22 protein-coding genes are annotated in these 18,048 nt (G+C 55.5%); 17 read left to right on the forward strand and 5 right to left on the reverse strand.

Features of this window, described 5'->3' with window-relative positions:
* Positions 1–109: 109 nt before the first annotated feature.
* The 10 genes from QWY27_RS06940 to QWY27_RS06985 all read left to right on the forward strand — a co-directional run bounded on the left by QWY27_RS06940 (position 110) and on the right by QWY27_RS06985 (position 7,793).
* A complete protein-coding gene (locus QWY27_RS06940; protein WP_290196082.1) occupies positions 110–1,147 on the forward strand; it encodes a KpsF/GutQ family sugar-phosphate isomerase in 1,038 nt (345 codons plus the stop codon).
* An 11-nt stretch (positions 1,148–1,158) separates the two neighbouring features.
* Complete coding sequence (locus QWY27_RS06945; protein WP_290196084.1) at positions 1,159–1,758, forward strand: KdsC family phosphatase; 600 nt, start codon at positions 1,159–1,161, stop codon at positions 1,756–1,758.
* A gap of 10 nt (positions 1,759–1,768) precedes the next feature.
* The gene (lptC, locus tag QWY27_RS06950; protein ID WP_290196086.1) at positions 1,769–2,374 is read left to right on the forward strand and encodes an LPS export ABC transporter periplasmic protein LptC; all 606 of its coding nucleotides are present in this window, start codon (positions 1,769–1,771) and stop codon (positions 2,372–2,374) included.
* 11 nt (positions 2,375–2,385) lie between these two features.
* Positions 2,386–3,090, forward strand: coding sequence for a lipopolysaccharide transport periplasmic protein LptA (gene lptA, locus QWY27_RS06955; RefSeq protein WP_435433455.1), 705 nt, complete (start codon positions 2,386–2,388; stop codon positions 3,088–3,090).
* 12 nt (positions 3,091–3,102) lie between these two features.
* Complete coding sequence (lptB, locus tag QWY27_RS06960) at positions 3,103–3,894, forward strand: LPS export ABC transporter ATP-binding protein (protein WP_290196087.1); 792 nt, start codon at positions 3,103–3,105, stop codon at positions 3,892–3,894.
* A gap of 225 nt (positions 3,895–4,119) precedes the next feature.
* Entirely contained in the window at positions 4,120–4,446 is a 327-nt protein-coding gene (hpf, locus tag QWY27_RS06965; protein WP_290196089.1) for a ribosome hibernation-promoting factor, HPF/YfiA family, read from the forward strand.
* A gap of 131 nt (positions 4,447–4,577) precedes the next feature.
* Positions 4,578–5,033 carry a PTS sugar transporter subunit IIA gene (locus tag QWY27_RS06970; protein WP_290196091.1) on the forward strand — a complete coding sequence of 152 codons (456 nt, stop codon included), beginning with the start codon at positions 4,578–4,580 and terminating at the stop codon, positions 5,031–5,033.
* Positions 5,034–5,075: 42 nt separating this feature from the next.
* The gene (gene hprK, locus QWY27_RS06975; protein ID WP_290196094.1) at positions 5,076–6,002 is read left to right on the forward strand and encodes an HPr(Ser) kinase/phosphatase; all 927 of its coding nucleotides are present in this window, start codon (positions 5,076–5,078) and stop codon (positions 6,000–6,002) included.
* Position 6,003: 1 nt separating this feature from the next.
* The gene (gene rapZ, locus QWY27_RS06980) at positions 6,004–6,879 is read left to right on the forward strand and encodes an RNase adapter RapZ (protein WP_290196095.1); all 876 of its coding nucleotides are present in this window, start codon (positions 6,004–6,006) and stop codon (positions 6,877–6,879) included.
* On the forward strand, positions 6,876–7,793 hold the full coding sequence (locus tag QWY27_RS06985; protein WP_290196097.1) for a septal ring lytic transglycosylase RlpA family protein: 918 nt from the start codon (positions 6,876–6,878) through the stop codon (positions 7,791–7,793). Before rapZ ends, QWY27_RS06985 begins: the two co-directional genes overlap by 4 nt.
* A 31-nt stretch (positions 7,794–7,824) precedes the next feature.
* Here the strand turns inward: QWY27_RS06985 and rsmI are convergent, their stop codons facing one another.
* On the reverse strand, positions 7,825–8,769 hold the full coding sequence (gene rsmI / locus QWY27_RS06990) for a 16S rRNA (cytidine(1402)-2'-O)-methyltransferase (RefSeq protein ID WP_435433456.1): 945 nt from the start codon (positions 8,767–8,769) through the stop codon (positions 7,825–7,827).
* A gap of 77 nt (positions 8,770–8,846) precedes the next feature.
* Between rsmI and QWY27_RS06995 the strand changes: the two genes are divergently transcribed.
* The 7 genes from QWY27_RS06995 to slmA all read left to right on the forward strand — a co-directional run bounded on the left by QWY27_RS06995 (position 8,847) and on the right by slmA (position 13,604).
* A complete protein-coding gene (locus QWY27_RS06995; protein ID WP_290196099.1) occupies positions 8,847–9,371 on the forward strand; it encodes a YraN family protein in 525 nt (174 codons plus the stop codon).
* Positions 9,372–9,403: 32 nt separating this feature from the next.
* Positions 9,404–9,997: a phosphoheptose isomerase gene (locus QWY27_RS07000; protein ID WP_290196101.1), complete on the forward strand. Its 594-nt coding sequence runs from the start codon at positions 9,404–9,406 to the stop codon at positions 9,995–9,997.
* Complete coding sequence (locus QWY27_RS07005) at positions 9,994–10,746, forward strand: BON domain-containing protein (protein ID WP_290196102.1); 753 nt, start codon at positions 9,994–9,996, stop codon at positions 10,744–10,746. The genes QWY27_RS07000 and QWY27_RS07005 overlap by 4 nt, the downstream gene beginning before the upstream one ends.
* Complete coding sequence (locus QWY27_RS07010) at positions 10,743–11,234, forward strand: peroxiredoxin family protein (RefSeq protein ID WP_290196104.1); 492 nt, start codon at positions 10,743–10,745, stop codon at positions 11,232–11,234. The genes QWY27_RS07005 and QWY27_RS07010 overlap by 4 nt, the downstream gene beginning before the upstream one ends.
* Positions 11,235–11,296: 62 nt before the next feature.
* Positions 11,297–12,196 (forward strand): acetylglutamate kinase, encoded by a 900-nt coding sequence (gene argB / locus QWY27_RS07015; RefSeq protein WP_290196106.1) that lies wholly within the window; start codon positions 11,297–11,299, stop codon positions 12,194–12,196.
* A 50-nt stretch (positions 12,197–12,246) separates the two neighbouring features.
* Complete coding sequence (locus QWY27_RS07020) at positions 12,247–12,963, forward strand: pyrimidine 5'-nucleotidase (protein WP_290196108.1); 717 nt, start codon at positions 12,247–12,249, stop codon at positions 12,961–12,963.
* A gap of 56 nt (positions 12,964–13,019) precedes the next feature.
* Positions 13,020–13,604 carry a nucleoid occlusion factor SlmA gene (slmA, locus tag QWY27_RS07025; protein ID WP_290196110.1) on the forward strand — a complete coding sequence of 195 codons (585 nt, stop codon included), beginning with the start codon at positions 13,020–13,022 and terminating at the stop codon, positions 13,602–13,604.
* Here slmA and QWY27_RS07030 read toward each other — a convergent pair.
* The 4 genes from QWY27_RS07030 to gpmA form a co-directional block, all read right to left on the reverse strand.
* Positions 13,601–14,353 (reverse strand): HesA/MoeB/ThiF family protein, encoded by a 753-nt coding sequence (locus QWY27_RS07030; RefSeq protein ID WP_290196112.1) that lies wholly within the window; start codon positions 14,351–14,353, stop codon positions 13,601–13,603. The genes slmA and QWY27_RS07030 overlap by 4 nt on opposite strands.
* Positions 14,350–15,765, reverse strand: a complete 1,416-nt coding sequence (locus QWY27_RS07035) for a S41 family peptidase (RefSeq protein ID WP_290196114.1) — start codon at positions 15,763–15,765, stop codon at positions 14,350–14,352. Before QWY27_RS07035 ends, QWY27_RS07030 begins: the two co-directional genes overlap by 4 nt.
* 107 nt (positions 15,766–15,872) lie before the next feature.
* The gene (locus tag QWY27_RS07040) at positions 15,873–17,282 is read right to left on the reverse strand and encodes a murein hydrolase activator EnvC family protein (RefSeq protein WP_435433454.1); all 1,410 of its coding nucleotides are present in this window, start codon (positions 17,280–17,282) and stop codon (positions 15,873–15,875) included.
* A gap of 4 nt (positions 17,283–17,286) precedes the next feature.
* Positions 17,287–18,039, reverse strand: coding sequence for a 2,3-diphosphoglycerate-dependent phosphoglycerate mutase (gene gpmA, locus QWY27_RS07045; RefSeq protein WP_290196116.1), 753 nt, complete (start codon positions 18,037–18,039; stop codon positions 17,287–17,289).
* Between the last annotated feature and the right edge of the window lie 9 nt (positions 18,040–18,048).

Here is an 18,048-nt window from a genome sequence, read left to right on the forward strand (position 1 = left end):
CGGGCGTCCTGTGGAGGGCTCAAAGAGGCGCAGAGTGCCACACTGCGTAACCTGACGCAACAGCCTCCAAAAATCCGCATGTCAGAGCTGAAACGATTAAACTTAAGACATGTCATCTACACCCCCTATAAAACCCTTGGCGCCCTCAGCCAGTGCCAATGCGCCTGACACGCCGAAAACGGACGCGCCAGCCTTGGAATCGGCGCGGCGCACGCTCGCGCTCGAGGCGCAAGCCATACTGGATCTCAACAACCGACTCGACCAGCAGTTTTCGCAAGCCATAGAGGCGATTTTGGCCTGCTCGGGACGGGTGGTGGTGTGCGGCCTGGGTAAAACGGGACATATTGCCCGCAAAATCGCAGCAACGTTTGCTTCGACCGGCACCCCTTCTTTTTTTCTGCATGCTGCCGAAGCCATTCATGGTGATATCGGTATGGTGGCAGGCGATGACTTGTTGATCGCGCTCTCCTACTCAGGCACGGGCCAAGAGTTACTTACTATTCTGCCCGCCGCCCATCGTTTGGGGGTGAAAGTCATTGCCCTGACGGGCAATGAACAGTCAGAGCTTGCTCGACTTGCCGATATTCATCTCGACATCAGTGTCTCACAAGAGGCGTGTCCGCTCAATCTGGCACCCACAGCCAGCACCACGACCGCGCTGGCTTTGGGTGACGCCCTTGCCGTCGCCTGCCTGGAAGCACGCGGCTTTGGACAGGAGGACTTTGCCCGCTCGCATCCAGGTGGCGCACTTGGCAGACGCCTATTACTGCGCGTCTCGGATGTCATGCGCCACGGCACTGCGGTGCCCACCGTGCCAACTGACGCGTCCGTCTTTCAGGCGCTCGAGGAAATTTCTCGCAAGGGCATGGGTATGACAGCGGTCGTGGATCAGGCAGGTTGTGCCGTTGGTATTTTCACCGACGGCGACTTGCGCCGATTGATTGAACGAAAAGGTGATGTACGGAGTCTGAGTGTCTCGGAGGGCATGACGCTCAACCCTCGGCATATCGCGGCGCAGGCGTTGGCTGTCGATGCGGCAGCCCTGATGGACCGTCATCGCCTGAATCAGATGCTGGTTGCTGACGCGAGTGGAAAATTACTGGGCGCACTCCATATGCATGATCTGATGGCTGCCAAGGTTGTCTGAGACAATACGATATGAACAAACCAAACCTGATTCCTCATCCTGCCGAAGCACTTGTGCTTGCCCGCACACCGGTCGCCTTGCGCGAGCGTCTCGCGCGCATCAAGCTGATGGTATTCGATGTGGACGGTGTGCTCACCGATGGCAGTCTCTGGTACGGAGAGCAAGGCGAGGTCTTCAAGCGTTTCAATGCCCTGGACGGGCATGGGCTAAAAATGCTGACCACCAGTGGCATCAAGGTTGCGCTCGTCACAGGCCGTGAGGGTCCGATTGTCGATCGCCGCGCCGCGGAACTAGGCTTGGGCGATGTGATACAAAATGTTCGCGACAAAGGCGCCGTGTTGGTTGAGCTCGTTGCCCGCCATCACCTCACCCTCGAAGAATCGGGCTTCATGGGGGATGATCTCATCGACCTGCCTGCGATGCAGCGGGCAGGTTTTGCGGCCAGCGTCCCGGACGCGCCGGCCTACGTCACCCAAGCTGCGCACTGGGTCGCCACCAAGTCAGGCGGCAAGGGCGCGGCACGAGAATGCTCTGACTTGATCCTGGCGGCCCAGGGTCGCCTTGGATATTTCTTTCAGCCGGGCCGCCTAGGTTCCGGTACCGTTCAGTGACTGTGGACTCATGAAAGAACGCGCCTCGATCGTTGTCTCAATTTTCATCCTTTCCCTTCTTGTGATGGGGACATGGTGGGCAGCCGACTACTCTCAACGCGCAGTCCTGATCGACCCTCCCAGCCGCCTGACGCACGAGCGAGACACTTGGGCGAAAAAGCTTGTGTTGGTGCGCACCAATGACAAAGGCATCGTGATCCATCGCATTGAAGGCGATCTGATGGAACACTTCCCAGACGATAAATCCTACGAACTTCAGTCCCCGCGCGCCTACACACTCAAAGAGGAAAATCCCCTGACCGTTGCTACCTCCAAAGTAGCGTTTATCTACGACCAAGGTGACCGTATTGTGATGCGCGGGGATGCAGTGCTTTTACGTCTGGCCGATGCAGAACGCCAGCCGCTTAATTTCCGCAGTGATGAAATCACGATGTTGGTAGACAAAGATCTGGCTTATACAGACTTGCCTGCTGTCGCGACAAGCGGTCGCTCCAGAATGGCTGGCGTCGGTATGCGCTTTAACAATGCCACGCAACAATTGGACGTGTTCAAATCGACGGACGTCGATATTGCACCTAAAGACCAGCGCGAGAGCACCGAGACTCCTGCACAGTGAGACAAACCATGATGATTCACCCTGCCTTTCTTTCCTTTCGCAAACTACTCGCCTCAAGCGCGATGAGTGCCCTAGGCTTCTTCGGCGCCCTGTCACTCCCCCAGACATCTCAGGCGCAAGCGCCAGCAGCACCCGCACCAGCAGCGACGCCTGTCGAAGAGCCCAGTACGACCATTTTGTCCGATACGCTTCGCTATGACGATACCAAACGGGAAAGTACCTTCACAGGCAAAGTCGTGATGACCCGTGGACTCCTGACACTGAGCTCCGATGTTTTGTCCATGCGCGAAGATGCCGAAGGCTATCAGTATGGAGTCGCGACAGCCGATCCTGGCAAGCGCGTATTTATTCGTCAAGTGCGACCCGAAAATTTTGAAGTCCTCGAAGGTGTCGGCCTCAAGGCGGACTATGACGGTAAAAATGAAACCTTTGATTTAATTGGTCAAGCTGTTGTGACGCGCTACATCTGTGGAAAACATTTTGACACCGTCAGCGGTCAGCAAGTGCGTTACAGCCAAAAAACCGATGTCTATCAGGCCTTCTCTGGTCCGGATTCCTACAATCCTGATGGCCGGGTACGCTCCGTGGCGCAGCCCAAAGCGCGCACTGAAGCAGCCGTTGCAGCCTGCAAAGCCGCCCAAGCCAGCAACCCAACACCCACATTGATCCCATCAGCACCACCTCCAGCACCTCCTGTCGCCCCCACCAGTCGTTAAAAAGTTTCACTTATGCAAACATCCCACGCTTCATCCAGCCCTGATTCGCAAGCCCTCGCCACGCCCGGTCAACTGAGCGCAACAGGTCTTCGCAAGTCCTATGGTGGAAGAATGGTGGTGCAAGATGTTTCCATCTCGGTCAAAAGCGGGGAAGTTGTCGGCCTGCTGGGACCGAACGGTGCCGGTAAAACAACCAGCTTTTATATGATCGTCGGACTCGTGGCCGCCGATGCGGGGCGAATCGAAATCGACGATACCGTGATCAGCAGCATGCCGATCCATAAGCGCGCGCGGCTTGGTCTCTCCTACCTTCCCCAAGACGCCTCGGTTTTTCGCCGTTTGACCGTTGAGGAAAATATTCGGGCCGTACTCGAGCTCCAAATCGACAACGCGGGAAAAAAGTTTTCTTCTAAAAAAATCGAAGAGCAACTCAACGCTCTGCTCGAAGAATTACAAATCACACATATTCGCAAGAACAACGCACTCTCGCTTTCGGGGGGCGAGCGCAGACGAGTCGAAATTTCGCGCGCACTTGCGACGCGTCCGCGCTTTATCCTGCTTGACGAGCCGTTTGCAGGTGTTGACCCCATTGCAGTCATCGAAATTCAACGCATCGTGCGTTTTCTCAAGAGCAGAGGCATCGGTGTGCTGATCACTGATCACAACGTCCGTGAAACGCTTGGCATCTGTGACCGCGCCTACATCATCAGCGAGGGCAAGGTTCTCACCACTGGCCAACCAGAAGAAATCATCAACGATGCTTCTGTTCGCCGCGTCTATTTGGGCGAACATTTCAAAATGTAAGCCAAAGAGGGAACGATTGCCCATCCGTCAATCGTTTCTGCTGCATTGCACCGTAAAAAGATTGATCGAACGCAATAAATAAGGGCTTATACCCTTGATTTCTTTGCGCAAGTCACTAAACTGAAATTATTCAAACGACACAAAGGAACCATCGACAAAAATACTCCACGTCAAACATTCGTGCATGTTTGTCATTCGCCTTATCCCTTTTATGGAGAGTACGCAATGAACCTGAACATTACTGGTCATCATCTTGACGTCACCCCAGCCATCCGGGAATACATCCATACAAAGATGACGCGCGTCGTGCGCCACTTTGATCATGTGATCGATACGCAGGTGATCCTGTCACTCGAGCCACTCAAGCACCGAGCGGAAATTACGCTCCACCTCCGCGGCAAAGACATTCACTGCGAAGCCTCCGAAGACAATCTTTACACGGCCATCGATCTGTTGATCGACAAAGTTGACCGCAAAGTTCTGCAACATAAATCGCGGACTCAAAACCACCACCATCTCGCTGTCAAACGACAAATTTTTGAAACTGCATAAAATTTAGTCGCGCATAGCTTTCATTCGCCAAAGGCGAACCAAATGCCTGCCGAATTGGCGGGCATTTTTGTGTCCACAAACCGACTACGACTGATCATCATTAGAGCGCACTGCAGCATATAATCGTCGACATGAAACTTCTGTCGCGTATCTTGCCTGTGAGCAACATCGTGCTCGATCTCTCCGTCACCAGTAAAAAGCGAGCCTTCGAACAGGCGAGCCTTTTATTTGAAAACAACAACGGAATCGAACGCGCGGCCGTATATGACAACCTGTTTGCACGGGAGCGACTCGGTTCAACTGGTCTGGGTCGCGGCATCGCAGTACCGCATGGTCGCGTCAAAGGCATCAAACATCCTGCCGCAGCCTTTTTCAGGCTCGCGCGTCCGATTGCTTTCGATGCACCCGACCGCGAACCTGTCAATCAATTGCTTTTTATTATCGCGCCAGAGGCTGAGACCCAGCAACATCTCGATATACTGGCCGAGGTCGCGCAGCGCCTCTCAGACGCTTCCCTGCGAGAGCGCCTCGCTATCGAGGTCGATCCCAACGTCGTCCATCAACTTTTGACAACCGGTCAGGCCTAGACATTATTCCTGTCGGCCTCCTCACCCCAATATGGAGTCGCTATGCTGACGGTGCAGGACCTTGTAAATGACAACGCCGAAGACATTTCTTTCAAATGGATTGCCGGACAGTCCGCGGCGGACCGACTGATTCCCGACAACGGAATGGCTGCGGCGGACCTTATTGGTCACCTCAACCTGATTCACCCCTCGCGTATCCAGGTATTTGGACGCGAAGAAATGGACTATTACACCCGCTTCGATACGCGCAGGCGTGGACACCATCTCGAAGAGTTGCTTGCGGGTGGCGTTCCTGCGATTTTGCTCGCAGACAATTTACCGGCTACTGAGGATTTGATTCTCAATTGCGAAAATAGCCATGTGCCGTTACTGTCGACCACAGTACCCGCTGCCGAACTGATTGATCTGCTGCGAATTTATCTAGGCAGGCGTCTGGCGCCCACCACAACCGTGCACGGCGTATTCATGGATGTGCTCGGCCTCGGCGTACTGATTACCGGTGAATCAGGTCTAGGGAAAAGCGAACTCGCGCTGGAACTGATCTCGCGCGGCCATGGACTCGTTGCCGATGACGCAGTCGAGTTATCGCGTACTGCACCGCATGCGATCGAAGGGCACTGCCCGGAGTTGCTGCGCAACATGCTCGAAGTGCGCGGCTTGGGCTTGCTCAATATACGGACGATTTTTGGCGAAACCTCCGTACGCCGCAAAATGAAACTCAAACTCATTGTGCATCTCGTGCGTGCGACTGCGCAAGACAAGTTCGAGCGTTTGCCGCTACAAGATATGACACAAGACATGCTAGGCTGTCCGATCCGTAAAGTCATGCTGCAAGTTGCCGCCGGTCGCAACCTCGCCGTACTTGTCGAAGCAGCCGTGCGAAACACGATTCTTAAACTTCGCGGTATTGATACGCTCGCCGAATTCATGGAGCGCCAATCCGCCGCCATTGCGCAAGGACAGGATTGACATGTCACAGCTCAAGGTCGTTCTGCTGACAGGTATTTCTGGCTCAGGCAAGTCTGTCGCCTTGCGCATGCTAGAAGACGCTGGTTACGTGTGTGTCGACAATCTCCCGCTCAAATTTTTGCAAGACTTTATCACCTCCATGCGGGACGACGCGGCCAACCGCATCGCTGTCGCGATTGATGTGCGCTCTCCTGGCGAGCTCGCAGAGATGCCTGCTGTGATCAGCGCTTTGAAAGCTGCGCACACTGAATTTCGCCTGATTTTTTTAGATGCGGATGATGAAACTCTGGTGCACCGCTATTCGGAGTCACGCCGTCGACACCCCTTGGCTGAACGTCTGACTCAAAAAGGGATCAACGCCTCCTTGGAGGAGTGCATACAGCTCGAGCGCGATCAATTAAGCGACCTGCGCAATTTAGGCCACGTGATTGACACCTCCGGACTGATGCCAGGCCAGTTGCGCGCCTGGATTCGTGACCTGATCAAAGCCGACCGTAAACCACTTTTACTGACCTTCGAATCCTTCGCATTCAAAGAAGGGGTCCCCCGCGATGCGGATCTGGTCTTCGATGTTCGCTGTCTACCGAATCCTCATTACAACCCGACACTTCGCCCCTTGACCGGTAAAGACGCAGAAGTCGCCACTTGGCTCGAAAGTTTTGCGGACGTCGCTCACATGATCAAGGATATCGAAACATTCATCCGCACATGGCTACCGCGCTATACAGAAGACACGCGCAGCTACCTGACCGTCGCGATCGGCTGCACGGGTGGCAAGCATCGCTCGGTATACATCGTGGAAGCCCTTGCCAAACGCTTTGCCGATCAACAGCAACTGCTCGTTCGGCATCGCCACCAACCCGAGCTCGCCGGATGAGTCGCCCGATCGTCCGCTTGCTGCGTCTTCTGGGCGTCTGCGCGCTGTGTGGGCTCATCGCCGCGTGTGGCTCTCGCAAAGGGGGCGGCTATTACAAGGACGACGGTCCAGGAGATAATCCTCCGGCAAATCTCGACCGCGTGCCAGATGCCGTACCCAAAATCGAGCCTTTGGCCCGCGGACCGAATCGCCCTTACACGGCTCTCGGTAAAAGTTTTACCCCTGATACAAGTGGACGCCCCTACCGCGTTCAGGGTCGCGCCTCATGGTATGGCAGAAAATTTCACGGCAAGCCCACCTCGAGTGGTGAGCGCTACGACATGTATGCCATGACAGCAGCGCATCCGACCTTACCTATTCCAAGTTATGTGCGCGTCACGCGCGTGTCCACGGGCAAGACCGTTGTCTTGCGCGTCAATGATCGGGGACCGTTTTTAGCGGGTCGGGTCATTGACCTCTCCTATGTGGCGGCCTACAAACTTGGCGTCCTTGCGCCGGGCAGCGCCGAGGTGATCGTCGAACGCATCATGCCCGAGGAAATTCGTGGCTGGCGAGCGCAAGCGCCGACTCCTTCACCTGTGCCGCCCCCCGCACCTGTACAAGCACCCGCACAAACACCTGCAGTGGCGCCAGTTGTCGCAGCGGTGTCACGTTCTACGCCAGCAGTTGGCGGAGTCAGTTTTTATCTGCAAGCAGGCGCCTTTAGCGATCCGGCTCGCGCGCAATCCCTTGTATCAGAACTCAGCGGTAAAGTGCCTGCCGATCTCGGCGCAGGGATCAATATTGACCAAAGCACGAGTAATTTATACAGAGTCCGGATCGGCCCCTTCGCCAACCGAGAGGCCGCCACACAAGCTGGTGAGCGCTTGCGCAGCACCACAGGCCTGTCAACAAGCATAGCTGCCGCCCCCTAGGACAGCGCGCGCCCAAACCAGTCGGCCGATACTACTCCCGCTGCGCTTTACGCGCCAACGCTCTGGCGTACAGTGCGTCGCGAGTCAGGCCGGTTGCCTGCGCAGCCACACGGGCCACATCACGCACCGACATCGTCTCAAGCAAGGCATCGAGCCAGGCGTCAACCGACGCGCGCGTCTCATGCGCAAGTTCTTCATCCTGCACGGTCTGCTCGGGATGAACAACCACCACATACTCACCTTGTACGCGATGTGGATCAGCGCCCAACCAGGCAGCCGCCTCAGAAACAGGCATCGAGGCAATTTCCTCGAACCGTTTAGTCAATTCGCGGGCAAAACTCAGCTGACGGGCAGGTCCCACAACCGCCAGTAAATCCATCGTACTGGCGATGATGCGATGGGGAGCCTCGTAATAAACCGTGGCAACGGGTAACTGCGTCCATTGTCTGAACCACCGCTGCCTTGCTCCGGACTTTGTCGGTGCAAAACCAGCAAAGACAAACCCCGGCGACTCATCCGTCGTCACCCCTGTCGACATCAGCGCCGTGATCAATGCGCTCGCCCCCGGCAAAGGAATCACACGCAAACCAGCCGCCCGCACAACCTGGACAACCAGTCCTCCGGGATCACTCACCGCAGGAGAGCCCGCATCAGAAACCAGTGCCACACGCTGACCCGCTTGAAGTCGGCTGACAATTTCGATCGCAGCACTCGATTCGTTATGCCGATGGGCGGCCATTAATGGCGTATTTATACCCCAGGCCTCCAGCAAATTTCTGGTCGCGCGCGTATCTTCCGCCGCAATGACGTCCGCCCGGTTCAGGGCATGCCAGGCACGCAAGCTCAAGTCACCAAGGTTACCAATCGGTGTCGCAACGACATATAACGCCTGAGTTGGCCATTGTTGGCCCTCCATACGCTTGCCGAGCCGATCCCACGCGCTCGGCAGCTCTTCTGGCAAGGGATTTTCGGATATTGCGGATTGGCGAGTGTCATTCATTGTGTCAGTGTAGACCGCCTGATCACCCTTCGTCACGCCTAGCCTCTCTTTTCATGTCGCAAACTCCCGAACAAGACCTGACCCCTTTTATCCTCGCCTGGCAAGCACAACAACGTGCCGCGCTTGCCAGGCGACGCAGGCAAAAACGACTCGCGAAAAAAAACAAGGCAAGCGCCCAAGCCTGCCACCCAAAAGACACAAACCGCAGTCAGAGCCAGCGTATCGGAAACCACTATGAAGCCCGCGCATGGGAAGCGCTTCGTGCGGCAGGCTGCGACCTACTGGGCACACAGCTCCGTTGTCCTTTTGGCGAACTTGATCTCGTCGTGCGTGATGGTCAAACACTCGTGTTCGTTGAGGTGCGTTATCGTCGCAGTCGCTGCTGGGGCGGCGCCGCAGCAAGCATCACGCGTGCCAAGCAAGAGCGACTCCTCAAAACCATCGATTGGTGGCTCCCCAAGCTAGTCCGGGAGGCCTTTGACGGTCATATGCCCCAATGCCGAATAGACTTCGCAACCTTCGATGCAGACAACCTGACCTGGCATCGCGATGCCCTGCGTCTGGACCCAGATAAGTGAGATAATAAAGATTCTGGAACTTGTTGATTGCCATGGATATTGCTGACAACCTAGTCGCCCATTTCGAGGACAACATCGCTGCGACGCGTCGCAGCATGGACACCCTTGTCGAACCGCTCTCGCAGGCGATCGACTTGTGTTTTGGCTGCGTGACCAACAATGCAAAAATTCTTGCTTGTGGCAACGGCGGATCCGCAGCGGATGCTCAGCACTTCATTGCGGAGCTCGTGGGTCGTTTCGAACGGGATCGTCTCCCTCTTGCGGGCGTCGCACTGAATACCGATACTTCGATCATGACCGCCGTGGGCAACGACTACGGCTTCGATCAGATTTTCGCGCGCCAGATCAACGCACTCGGGCAACCGGGAGACATACTTGTTGCGATTTCCACCAGCGGCAACTCTTCAAATGTCATCCACGCCATTGAGGCTGCGCACGAACGCGACATGCGTGTCATCGCCCTGACAGGCAAGGGTGGCGGCCGCATCACGGATATGCTGCTCGACAATGATATTCACCTGTGCGTGCCGCATGAGCGCACCATGCGCATTCAGGAAATTCACATTCTTCTGCTGCACATTTTGTGCGACGGCATAGATACCCTGCTACTTGGAGATCCCGCATGAATCTAAATCGACAATTGCTTCGTCCTTTGGTCGTGTGCGCTGCCCTGATCGCCACAGGATCCACACTGACAGCTTGCGTGCCGCTCCTGATTGGCGGCGCTGCCGCTACGACAGGCGCCGTCGTAGTTGATCGCCGCACCGTTGGCGAACAAGTCGAAGACAAATCCATCGAAATGAAAATCAGCGCTCAATTCCGCGCCGATTTCGGTGATGCGGTTCGGGCCAGTGTCACAGCCTACGATGGTGTTGTCCTGCTGACTGGCGATACGATCAGTTCAGAGTTCAAAAGTAGAGCCACCGAGATTGCCCGCAAAGTCGAGAATGTCAAATCCGTCTCCAATCAAATCGACGTAGTCAAGCAACTCGCATCCTTCAGCGTTGTGAGTAATGACATCTGGATTACCTCCAAGGTCATGACAACGCTTGCAACCACCCAAAACGTTCCTTCGCGCACGATCGTTGTCACAACGGATCGAGGCGTGGTGTACCTCATGGGCTTGGTGACACAACGCGAAGGTGATCTGGCCGCAGCCACGGCTGCCAAGGTCAGCGGAGTCAGACGCGTCGAGAAACTTTTCCAAATCATCACCCCCGAAGAAGCTAAACGCCTCGACGAGTTGGCACGTGGCGGCAACAACACCAATAGTCGGACAACGACGCCCCTTGGTGAAAGTCCCGCTGGGTCATCAGGCTCCATGGGTGCCGATGCACCGCCAACAGGTGGCGCTCAAGCCATCCCTATCCAATGAAAAAGCTCTTTGCTCTCGCGCTGTTAGTCGTTGTCGGGGGACTGACAGCCTGGCTCATGAATACCCGGGCAACACCAGCACCAGCCGTCACGTTCACAACGCTGTCCGGTCAACCGATCGAGCTTTCTGAGCTGCGTGGCAAGGTTGTTCTGGTCAAATTCTGGGCGACAAGCTGTGTCAGCTGCGTCGCACAGATGCCAGACAACATTGAAAACTACAACACGTATCACGACAAAGGCTTTGATCTGATCGCCGTAGCCATGGAATACGATCCGGCAAACTTCGTTCGCAACTTTGTTGACAGCCGCAAACTGCCCTTTACTGTTGCGCTAGATACACAAGGCAAGGTCGCAAAAGCCTTTGGTGACGTCAAACTCACCCCAATGGCATTCCTGATCGATAAAAATGGCAATATCATCAAACGTTATTTGGGTTTGTACGACAAAACCGAATTACGCAGGTCGATTGAAAAAGCCTTGGCGGGCTAAATCCGCAAAGCACCACACACCCTCCCGACTCACCGCTTGCTCACACTCGTTGCCTCAACCACATGACTAGCCAGCCACATTCAGCTTCCATGCCTCCCGAAGTCGTCGCGAAAGTGCTCTCCGAGAGCCTGCCTTACATCAAGCGATTTCATGGCAAGACCATCGTCATCAAGTACGGTGGTAACGCAATGACCGAAGAAGTGCTTCAGCGCAGCTTTGCGCATGATGTTGTCTTGCTCAAGCTTATCGGTCTGAATCCAATCGTCGTGCACGGTGGGGGCCCTCAGATTGACGAAGCCTTGCGACGCATCGGCAAGCAAGGCACGTTCATTCAGGGCATGCGTGTCACGGATGCCGAAACGATGGAAGTCGTAGAGTGGGTGCTGGGTGGTCAGGTCCAGCAAGATATCGTGCTGATGATCAACGAAGCGGGCGGCAAAGCCGTTGGCCTGACCGGTAAAGACGGCTGTCTGATCCAGGCGCGTAAAAAAATGATGCCCAACAAGGACGACCCCGCCAATCCGATCGACATCGGTTTTGTTGGAGATATCGCACAGGTCGAGCCTGCAGTCGTCAAGGCCTTGCAGGACGACCAGTTCATTCCCGTGATCTCACCGATCGGTTACGGAGAGGATGGATTGGCCTATAACATCAATGCTGATATTGTCGCCGGCAAAATGGCCGAAGTGCTGGGAGCTGAAAAGCTACTCATGATGACGAACACGCCCGGCGTCCTTAACAAAGATGGTCAATTGCTGCGCAGCTTGTCAGCGCAAACTATTGACGCGCTATTTGCGGATGGCACGATTTCCGGAGGGATGTTGCCCAAAATCTCCTCTGCACTGGATGCCGCGCGCAAAGGCGTCAAGTCGGTTCATGTCGTCGACGGCCGTGTTCCGCACTGTCTGCTCCTCGAGATCCTGACGGATCGCGGCGTAGGCACCATGATCACCTCAGAGTGATTCACAAGCGGTTCGCACCCCATGCCCCCATTCGCACGCGGCGAGCCCGCGTGCACACGCCCGCTCGCTCATCGGCGGTATCAACAGCCAAAGAGAGGGTGTGGCTATTCGACCTCGATAACACCTTGCACGACACTTCTCACAAAATTTTTCGTGAGATCAACCTTGGCATGACCGCCGCCGTGATGGAGAGCCTCAACGTAGACGAGAACACTGCCAATCACTTACGGACAAGCTACTGGAAACGTTACGGGGCCACCATGATCGGTCTCGTCCGTCACCATGGCATCGATCCCCATCAGTTCTTACAGCGCAGTCACGACTTCGATGTCGCGCCGCTTGTGCGAGCCGAGCGAGGTCTGGCACACAAACTGCGCCGTCTGCCAGGCAGAAAAATTCTTGTCACCAACGCTCCCTTGCATTATGCACGCGCAGTGATGAAACACCTCAAGATCCTGCATTGCTTCGATGGCTTTTGGGGAATTGAACAAATGAGACTGCATGGACACTTTAGGCCCAAACCCTCCGTCTCGTTGATGCGGCACATTCTGGCCCACGAAGGCATTCATCCAAGACGAGCCGTACTCGTTGAAGACACCACAGCCAATTTGCGCGGTGCCAGGCGCGCGGGCTTGCGTACCGTTCATGTATTTCACCCCGGTACGCCCTTTGCGAAAGGCAAGCGAGGTCGTCCCAACTATGTAGACTTGCGGGTAAACTGCGTGGGTGATTTGTTGCTGCAAAAGCGCACGATGCAAGGTATGTAAATTCTCTCGCGTTCAGCGCTGTTTCCCCTCTAACAGCTAATTTTGGATTTGAGTGTATGTCGGTCAAAACAGGCGAACGCAAACACCAGATTCTGCAAACACTCGCAGAAATGCTTGAGCAGCCACGCGCGGCACGCATCACCACTGCCGCGCTGGCCGCAAAAATGCAACTTTCCGAAGCCGCGCTTTATCGACACTTTGCCAGCAAGGCACAGATGTTCGAAGGTCTTTTCGAGTTCATCGAAACAACCATCTTTTCACTTGTTAATCAGATCATTGCCAACGAACCGAATGGCGTTGAACAAGCGCGCAAGATCGCCTGCATGCTGATGACGTTTGCCGAACGCAACAAAGGGATGACACGTGTCTTGTGTGGTGATGCGCTCGTAACCGAGGATGAAAGACTGCAAGGCCGGGTCAGTCAGATCACCGATCGCATTGACGCGGTATTCAAACAATCACTGCGACATGCTGTCACAAGCGGCACACTTGATCCAACGGTGGAAATTACTCCCCTGTCCGCGGCACTGACACACATGGTCTTGGGTAGCTGGTTGCGCTTTGCGCAAAGCGGCTGGCAGGCGGCGCCCTCCACACACATGCACGCCCAACTCAAACTGCTTCTGAACCAGGGCAACTAGGTTCGGTTCGCGCACACGGGGCATGCAGGATCACGTTTGACACGCACGCTATGCCACTGCATATCAAACGCATCAAGCATCAATAAACGTCCTTTCAGTGTTCGACCAATTCCTGCAATCACTTTAAGCGCCTCGGCAGCCTGCATGCTGCCGATAATACCCACCAACGGTGCGAAGACTCCCGTTGTCGCACAACTCAAGGCCTCGACATCATCCGCCTCGGGAAACAAACAGTGATAACACGGTGCCTCAGGATCTCGGGGATCAAACACACTGATTTGTCCCTCAAAACGAATGGCTGCACCCGATACTAGAGGTTTGCGATGCTCCACGCAGGCGCGGTTGACTGCATGACGAGTCGCGAAATTATCCGTGCAATCCAGCACCACATCGACCATCGCAATCTCCGAGCGCAAGGACTCGGGCTCCATACGGGTCGTGCGCACTTCAACCGAAATATCTGGATTTAAGGCAAGCATCGTTTGGCGGCCGGACTCGGCCTTAAGCCAACCCACTCTTGCATCGGTATGCAAGATTTGCCGTTGCAGGTTGCTTAACTCGATCGTATCGTGATCAGCCAGGATAATCTGACCGACTCCTGCAGAGGCGAGATACAAAGCGGCGGGTGAACCAAGTCCACCCGCACCAAGCACTAACACGCGCGCGGCGAGTAGTTTTTCCTGAGCCTCGATGCCAAACTCATCCAGCAGAATGTGTCTGGCATAGCGCAGGAGCTGGCTGTCCTTCATTTGCCCTTGGCATTCCCCCCAGCCGACTCAGCACTCGCGCTTTTCTTACGCGGCACCGCCTTCTGGATGGGCTTGCCTTCAAGGAAATTGACCGCCTGGTTCAATTGGAAATCTTCGGGTGAACCAAACTGGAAGACTTTATCCGTATCAGCAAGAGGTGCTTCCTCCTCTTCTTTTACTTTTTTGTCAGACTCAGGCTGGCCCGCGCGGTTATTGCTGAGGTGGCGCTTGAGGTCGGCTTCGCGCGACATACGGAACAAGTCACCTTCGGCAGTATCTGCCACGACGATGTCCGGCATGATGCCCGTAGCCTGAATCGAACGCCCCTTAGGGGTGAAATAGCGCGACGTGGTCAGCTTGATGGCGGTGGTGTCAGAAATAGGCAGGATGACCTGAACCGAGCCCTTGCCAAAGGTACGATTACCCATCACGGTGGCGCGCTTGTGATCCTGTAAAGCGCCTGCGACAATCTCAGACGCCGAAGCCGAGCCCACGTTCACAAGAACCACCATCGGAACGGTTTTGACCCAGGCTGGCAAACCTGCCAAATAATCACGTTCGCCACGTGCATAGTCGGCCGGATTGGAAAGATACTTTTGCTTGGAGTCCGGTGCGCGACCATCCGTAGAAACCACCAGCGTGTCAGGCTTGAGGAAAGCGGCAGACACACCAATCGCACTCGTCAGCAAACCGCCCGGATCGTTACGCAAATCAAGGATGAGTCCACGGGGCGCGCCTTTCTCACCGAGTTCCTTCAAATGACGAACCAGATCCACACCGGTTTTTTCCTGGAACTGTGCGATACGGATGTAGCCAATATTGTCAGGCAACATTTTGCTGCGCACGCTACGCACTCGAATCGTATCGCGGACAATCTTGATCACGATAGGCTGGGCCTGTCCTTGACGCGAAATCGTCAGCGTGATGGGCGTCTTGACAGGGCCTCGCATCATTTTGACGGCATCAGTGAGCGACAAACCTTTAGTCGATGTGTCATTGATTTTTGTAATCACATCACCGGCACGGATACCCGCGCGGGCAGCAGGCGTGTCCTCGATCGGGGAGATCACTTTGACCATGCCGTCTTCAGTACCGACTTCAATACCCAGGCCACCAAACTCACCCTGCGTCGCGCTCTGCATCTCCTTGAAGGCATCCGCATCAAGATAGGCGGAGTGGGGATCCAGATCTGACAACATGCCAGAGATCGCGCCACTGATTAGCTTTTTATCAGGAACAGGCTCAACGTAATTATTTTTAATCGCGGAAAACACACTCGAAAACTGTCTCAGTTCGTCAAGCGGCAGAGGCGCACCACGCTGAGCGACCGCGCTCAGTCCTACGCTCAAGAGTACGCCAGCGATGACGCCCACGGAGACCAAACCTAAACTACGAATTTTGCGAGTGCTCATGCACATTCCCGAGTTGAATGCCGATCAAACTTAAACAATATCAAATCAATACAAAAACAAAGGGTAATAGCCACTGAAAGGAATGGCAATCCCTCGTAGAGCAAAAATCAGCGTGCCAGGAACGCCAAAGGGTCAACAGCCGCGCCGCGATGCCTGATCTCGAAGTATAGGGCCGAATCCACTTGCCCACCGGTACTTCCCGCAAGCGCCAAGGATTCCCCCGCTCGGACCGAATCGCCGACTTGTTTCAACAGACTCTGGTTGTAGGCGTAAACGCTCAAATATTGCTCACCATGGTCCACGATCAAGAGATTGCCAAAGCCCCTGAGCCAGTTTGCGTAGACAACCGTCCCGCCTCCCACAGCATGAACGGGCGCCCCTTCAGGCGCTTTAATAAGAACACCTCGCCACATCCCGCCTTCTGGTCGATCTGTACCAAAGCGAGCCATCACAGTGCCTCGCAAGGGCCAACGCAGGCCTTTTTTCAACCCCTCCCCAGATTGAGGTGCCGCCGCAGCCTCGGAAGCACGGGCGGCTTGCGAGCGCTCCTGCGCCTGAGCTAGGCGGCGTGCCCGCTCAATCTGCTCCTCCTCTTGAGACTGAAGTGCTTGGGCGCTGCGCTGTTGCTCCTGCTGGAGACGTGCCTGCTCGGCGCGCTTGGCTTCCTGGGCACGCTTGGCTTGTTCGGCTAATCTGGCCTGCTCCGCGCGTTTGGCTTCTTCAGCTTTTCGCGCCTCCTCCGCTTTACGAGCTTCTTCGGCCTTTTTTGCCGCCTGAATCTGCGAGCCTAGACTTTCAATCAGACCACCCAATCTCTGATCGTCTTGCCCCAAGCGGACCGCCTCGGAACGCTGAGCCTGAATCTGTCCCTCGATACGCGCCAAGACCGTTGCACGTTCTTTTTTCTGTGTTTCCAACGCCGTGCGCTGTTGCGACGTCTCCTCAACCAATTGCGTAACTTCTTTTTGACGCGCCTCTTGCTGTGCTTCAAGCTGAGCCAGACGCTCGATGTCCGCTTTCAGCGCAGCAACGGTTTTGGCCCGAGCCTGGGAAACGTAGTCGAGATATGACAAATTCCGGCTCAGCGCCTGAGGATCATCCCCGGAGAGTAGCGCTGCCCAAGGCGATAAACCACTGGCATATTGCCTTCGCAACTGGTCTGCAAGCTCCTCGCGCCTCTGTTCAAGGACGACTTGCTGACGCTTGATTTGTTTTTTTAGATTTTCAAGCTCTGTGCGCGCCTTTTTGAGCTGCGTGGCGAGTTCATCCAAGCGGCGAGTGGTCTGAGAAATCGCAACCTCGGAGGCTTTTAGTGCGTCTGCCGCCTCTTTGCGCACCGCTTCGCGTGCATCGAGCTCCTTTTGAAGAGTCTGGATGCGCGCTTTTAAATCCGCACGCTGGCGCTCAACTGCGCTGCGCCGATTTGCCAGGTCTTGGGCGTCGGGCGCAGCCAGAGGCGAGCCTGAGAGGGCCAACATGACCATTGCCCCACCCCCCCAGCGCAAGGCCAGACGCATACCGCTAGTCCTTTTTCGCCTTACCCTGCGCGGCGACAGCAGCCATCGCCGCCTCGATCTCGGCCGGGTCGCCAAGGTAATAATGGCGAAGCGGGCGTAAATCCTTGTCCAACTCATACACCAGTGGCTGACCGGTGGGAATATTCAAATGCACGATCTCTTCCTCTGAGACATTGTCCAGATGCTTGATGAGCGCGCGCAAACTATTCCCGTGCGCGGACACCAGGACACGCCGGCCAGCACGGATAGAAGGAGCAATCGTTTCTTCCCAAAACGGCAACACACGGTTAACAGTATCCTTTAGACACTCTGTTGCAGGCAGCTGCTCAGGGGTTAAACGCGCATATCGCTGGTCAAACTTTGGATGCCTGGGGTCATCTAGCGCCAGAGGATTCGGAGCAATGGCGTATGCACGACGCCAGATCAGCACCTGTTCATCGCCATATTGCGCAGCAGTCTCGGCTTTGTTCAGCCCTTGGAGTGCGCCATAATGCCGCTCATTGAGCCGCCAGTTGTTATGGATGGGCAAATACATGGCGTCCATCGCATCCAGCGCGATCCAGAGCGTGCGAATGGCGCGCTTGAGGACCGAAGTAAAGGCGATATCGAACTCATAGCCCTGTTCTTTCAGGAGTTGGCCGGCTTTGCGGGCTTGGTCGCGCCCGAGGTCGGTCAGATCCACATCGGTCCAGCCTGTGAAACGATTTTCAAGATTCCATTGGCTTTCGCCGTGACGCATCAATACAAGTTTATACATGGCAGACAC

This window comes from Zwartia vadi, from assembly GCF_030410375.1.
In the GTDB taxonomy this organism is placed as follows: Bacteria; Pseudomonadota; Gammaproteobacteria; order Burkholderiales; family Burkholderiaceae_B; genus Zwartia; species Zwartia vadi.

Bases quoted from the DNA above. Each gene is read 5' to 3' on its own strand.
- QWY27_RS06940 (WP_290196082.1), top strand. From the start codon at position 110: ATGTCATCTACACCCCCTATAAAACCCTTGGCGCCCTCAGCCAGTGCC.
- QWY27_RS06945 (WP_290196084.1), top strand. From the start codon at position 1,159: ATGAACAAACCAAACCTGATTCCTCATCCTGCCGAAGCACTTGTGCTT.
- lptC (WP_290196086.1), top strand. From the start codon at position 1,769: ATGAAAGAACGCGCCTCGATCGTTGTCTCAATTTTCATCCTTTCCCTT.
- lptA (WP_435433455.1), top strand. From the start codon at position 2,386: ATGATTCACCCTGCCTTTCTTTCCTTTCGCAAACTACTCGCCTCAAGC.
- lptB (WP_290196087.1), top strand. From the start codon at position 3,103: ATGCAAACATCCCACGCTTCATCCAGCCCTGATTCGCAAGCCCTCGCC.
- hpf (WP_290196089.1), top strand. From the start codon at position 4,120: ATGAACCTGAACATTACTGGTCATCATCTTGACGTCACCCCAGCCATC.
- QWY27_RS06970 (WP_290196091.1), top strand. From the start codon at position 4,578: ATGAAACTTCTGTCGCGTATCTTGCCTGTGAGCAACATCGTGCTCGAT.
- hprK (WP_290196094.1), top strand. From the start codon at position 5,076: ATGCTGACGGTGCAGGACCTTGTAAATGACAACGCCGAAGACATTTCT.
- rapZ (WP_290196095.1), top strand. From the start codon at position 6,004: ATGTCACAGCTCAAGGTCGTTCTGCTGACAGGTATTTCTGGCTCAGGC.
- QWY27_RS06985 (WP_290196097.1), top strand. From the start codon at position 6,876: ATGAGTCGCCCGATCGTCCGCTTGCTGCGTCTTCTGGGCGTCTGCGCG.
- QWY27_RS06995 (WP_290196099.1), top strand. From the start codon at position 8,847: ATGTCGCAAACTCCCGAACAAGACCTGACCCCTTTTATCCTCGCCTGG.
- QWY27_RS07000 (WP_290196101.1), top strand. From the start codon at position 9,404: ATGGATATTGCTGACAACCTAGTCGCCCATTTCGAGGACAACATCGCT.
- QWY27_RS07005 (WP_290196102.1), top strand. From the start codon at position 9,994: ATGAATCTAAATCGACAATTGCTTCGTCCTTTGGTCGTGTGCGCTGCC.
- QWY27_RS07010 (WP_290196104.1), top strand. From the start codon at position 10,743: ATGAAAAAGCTCTTTGCTCTCGCGCTGTTAGTCGTTGTCGGGGGACTG.
- argB (WP_290196106.1), top strand. From the start codon at position 11,297: ATGACTAGCCAGCCACATTCAGCTTCCATGCCTCCCGAAGTCGTCGCG.
- slmA (WP_290196110.1), top strand. From the start codon at position 13,020: ATGTCGGTCAAAACAGGCGAACGCAAACACCAGATTCTGCAAACACTC.
- QWY27_RS07030 (WP_290196112.1), bottom strand. From the start codon at position 14,353: ATGAAGGACAGCCAGCTCCTGCGCTATGCCAGACACATTCTGCTGGAT.
- QWY27_RS07035 (WP_290196114.1), bottom strand. From the start codon at position 15,765: ATGAGCACTCGCAAAATTCGTAGTTTAGGTTTGGTCTCCGTGGGCGTC.
- QWY27_RS07040 (WP_435433454.1), bottom strand. From the start codon at position 17,282: ATGCGTCTGGCCTTGCGCTGGGGGGGTGGGGCAATGGTCATGTTGGCC.
- gpmA (WP_290196116.1), bottom strand. From the start codon at position 18,039: ATGTATAAACTTGTATTGATGCGTCACGGCGAAAGCCAATGGAATCTT.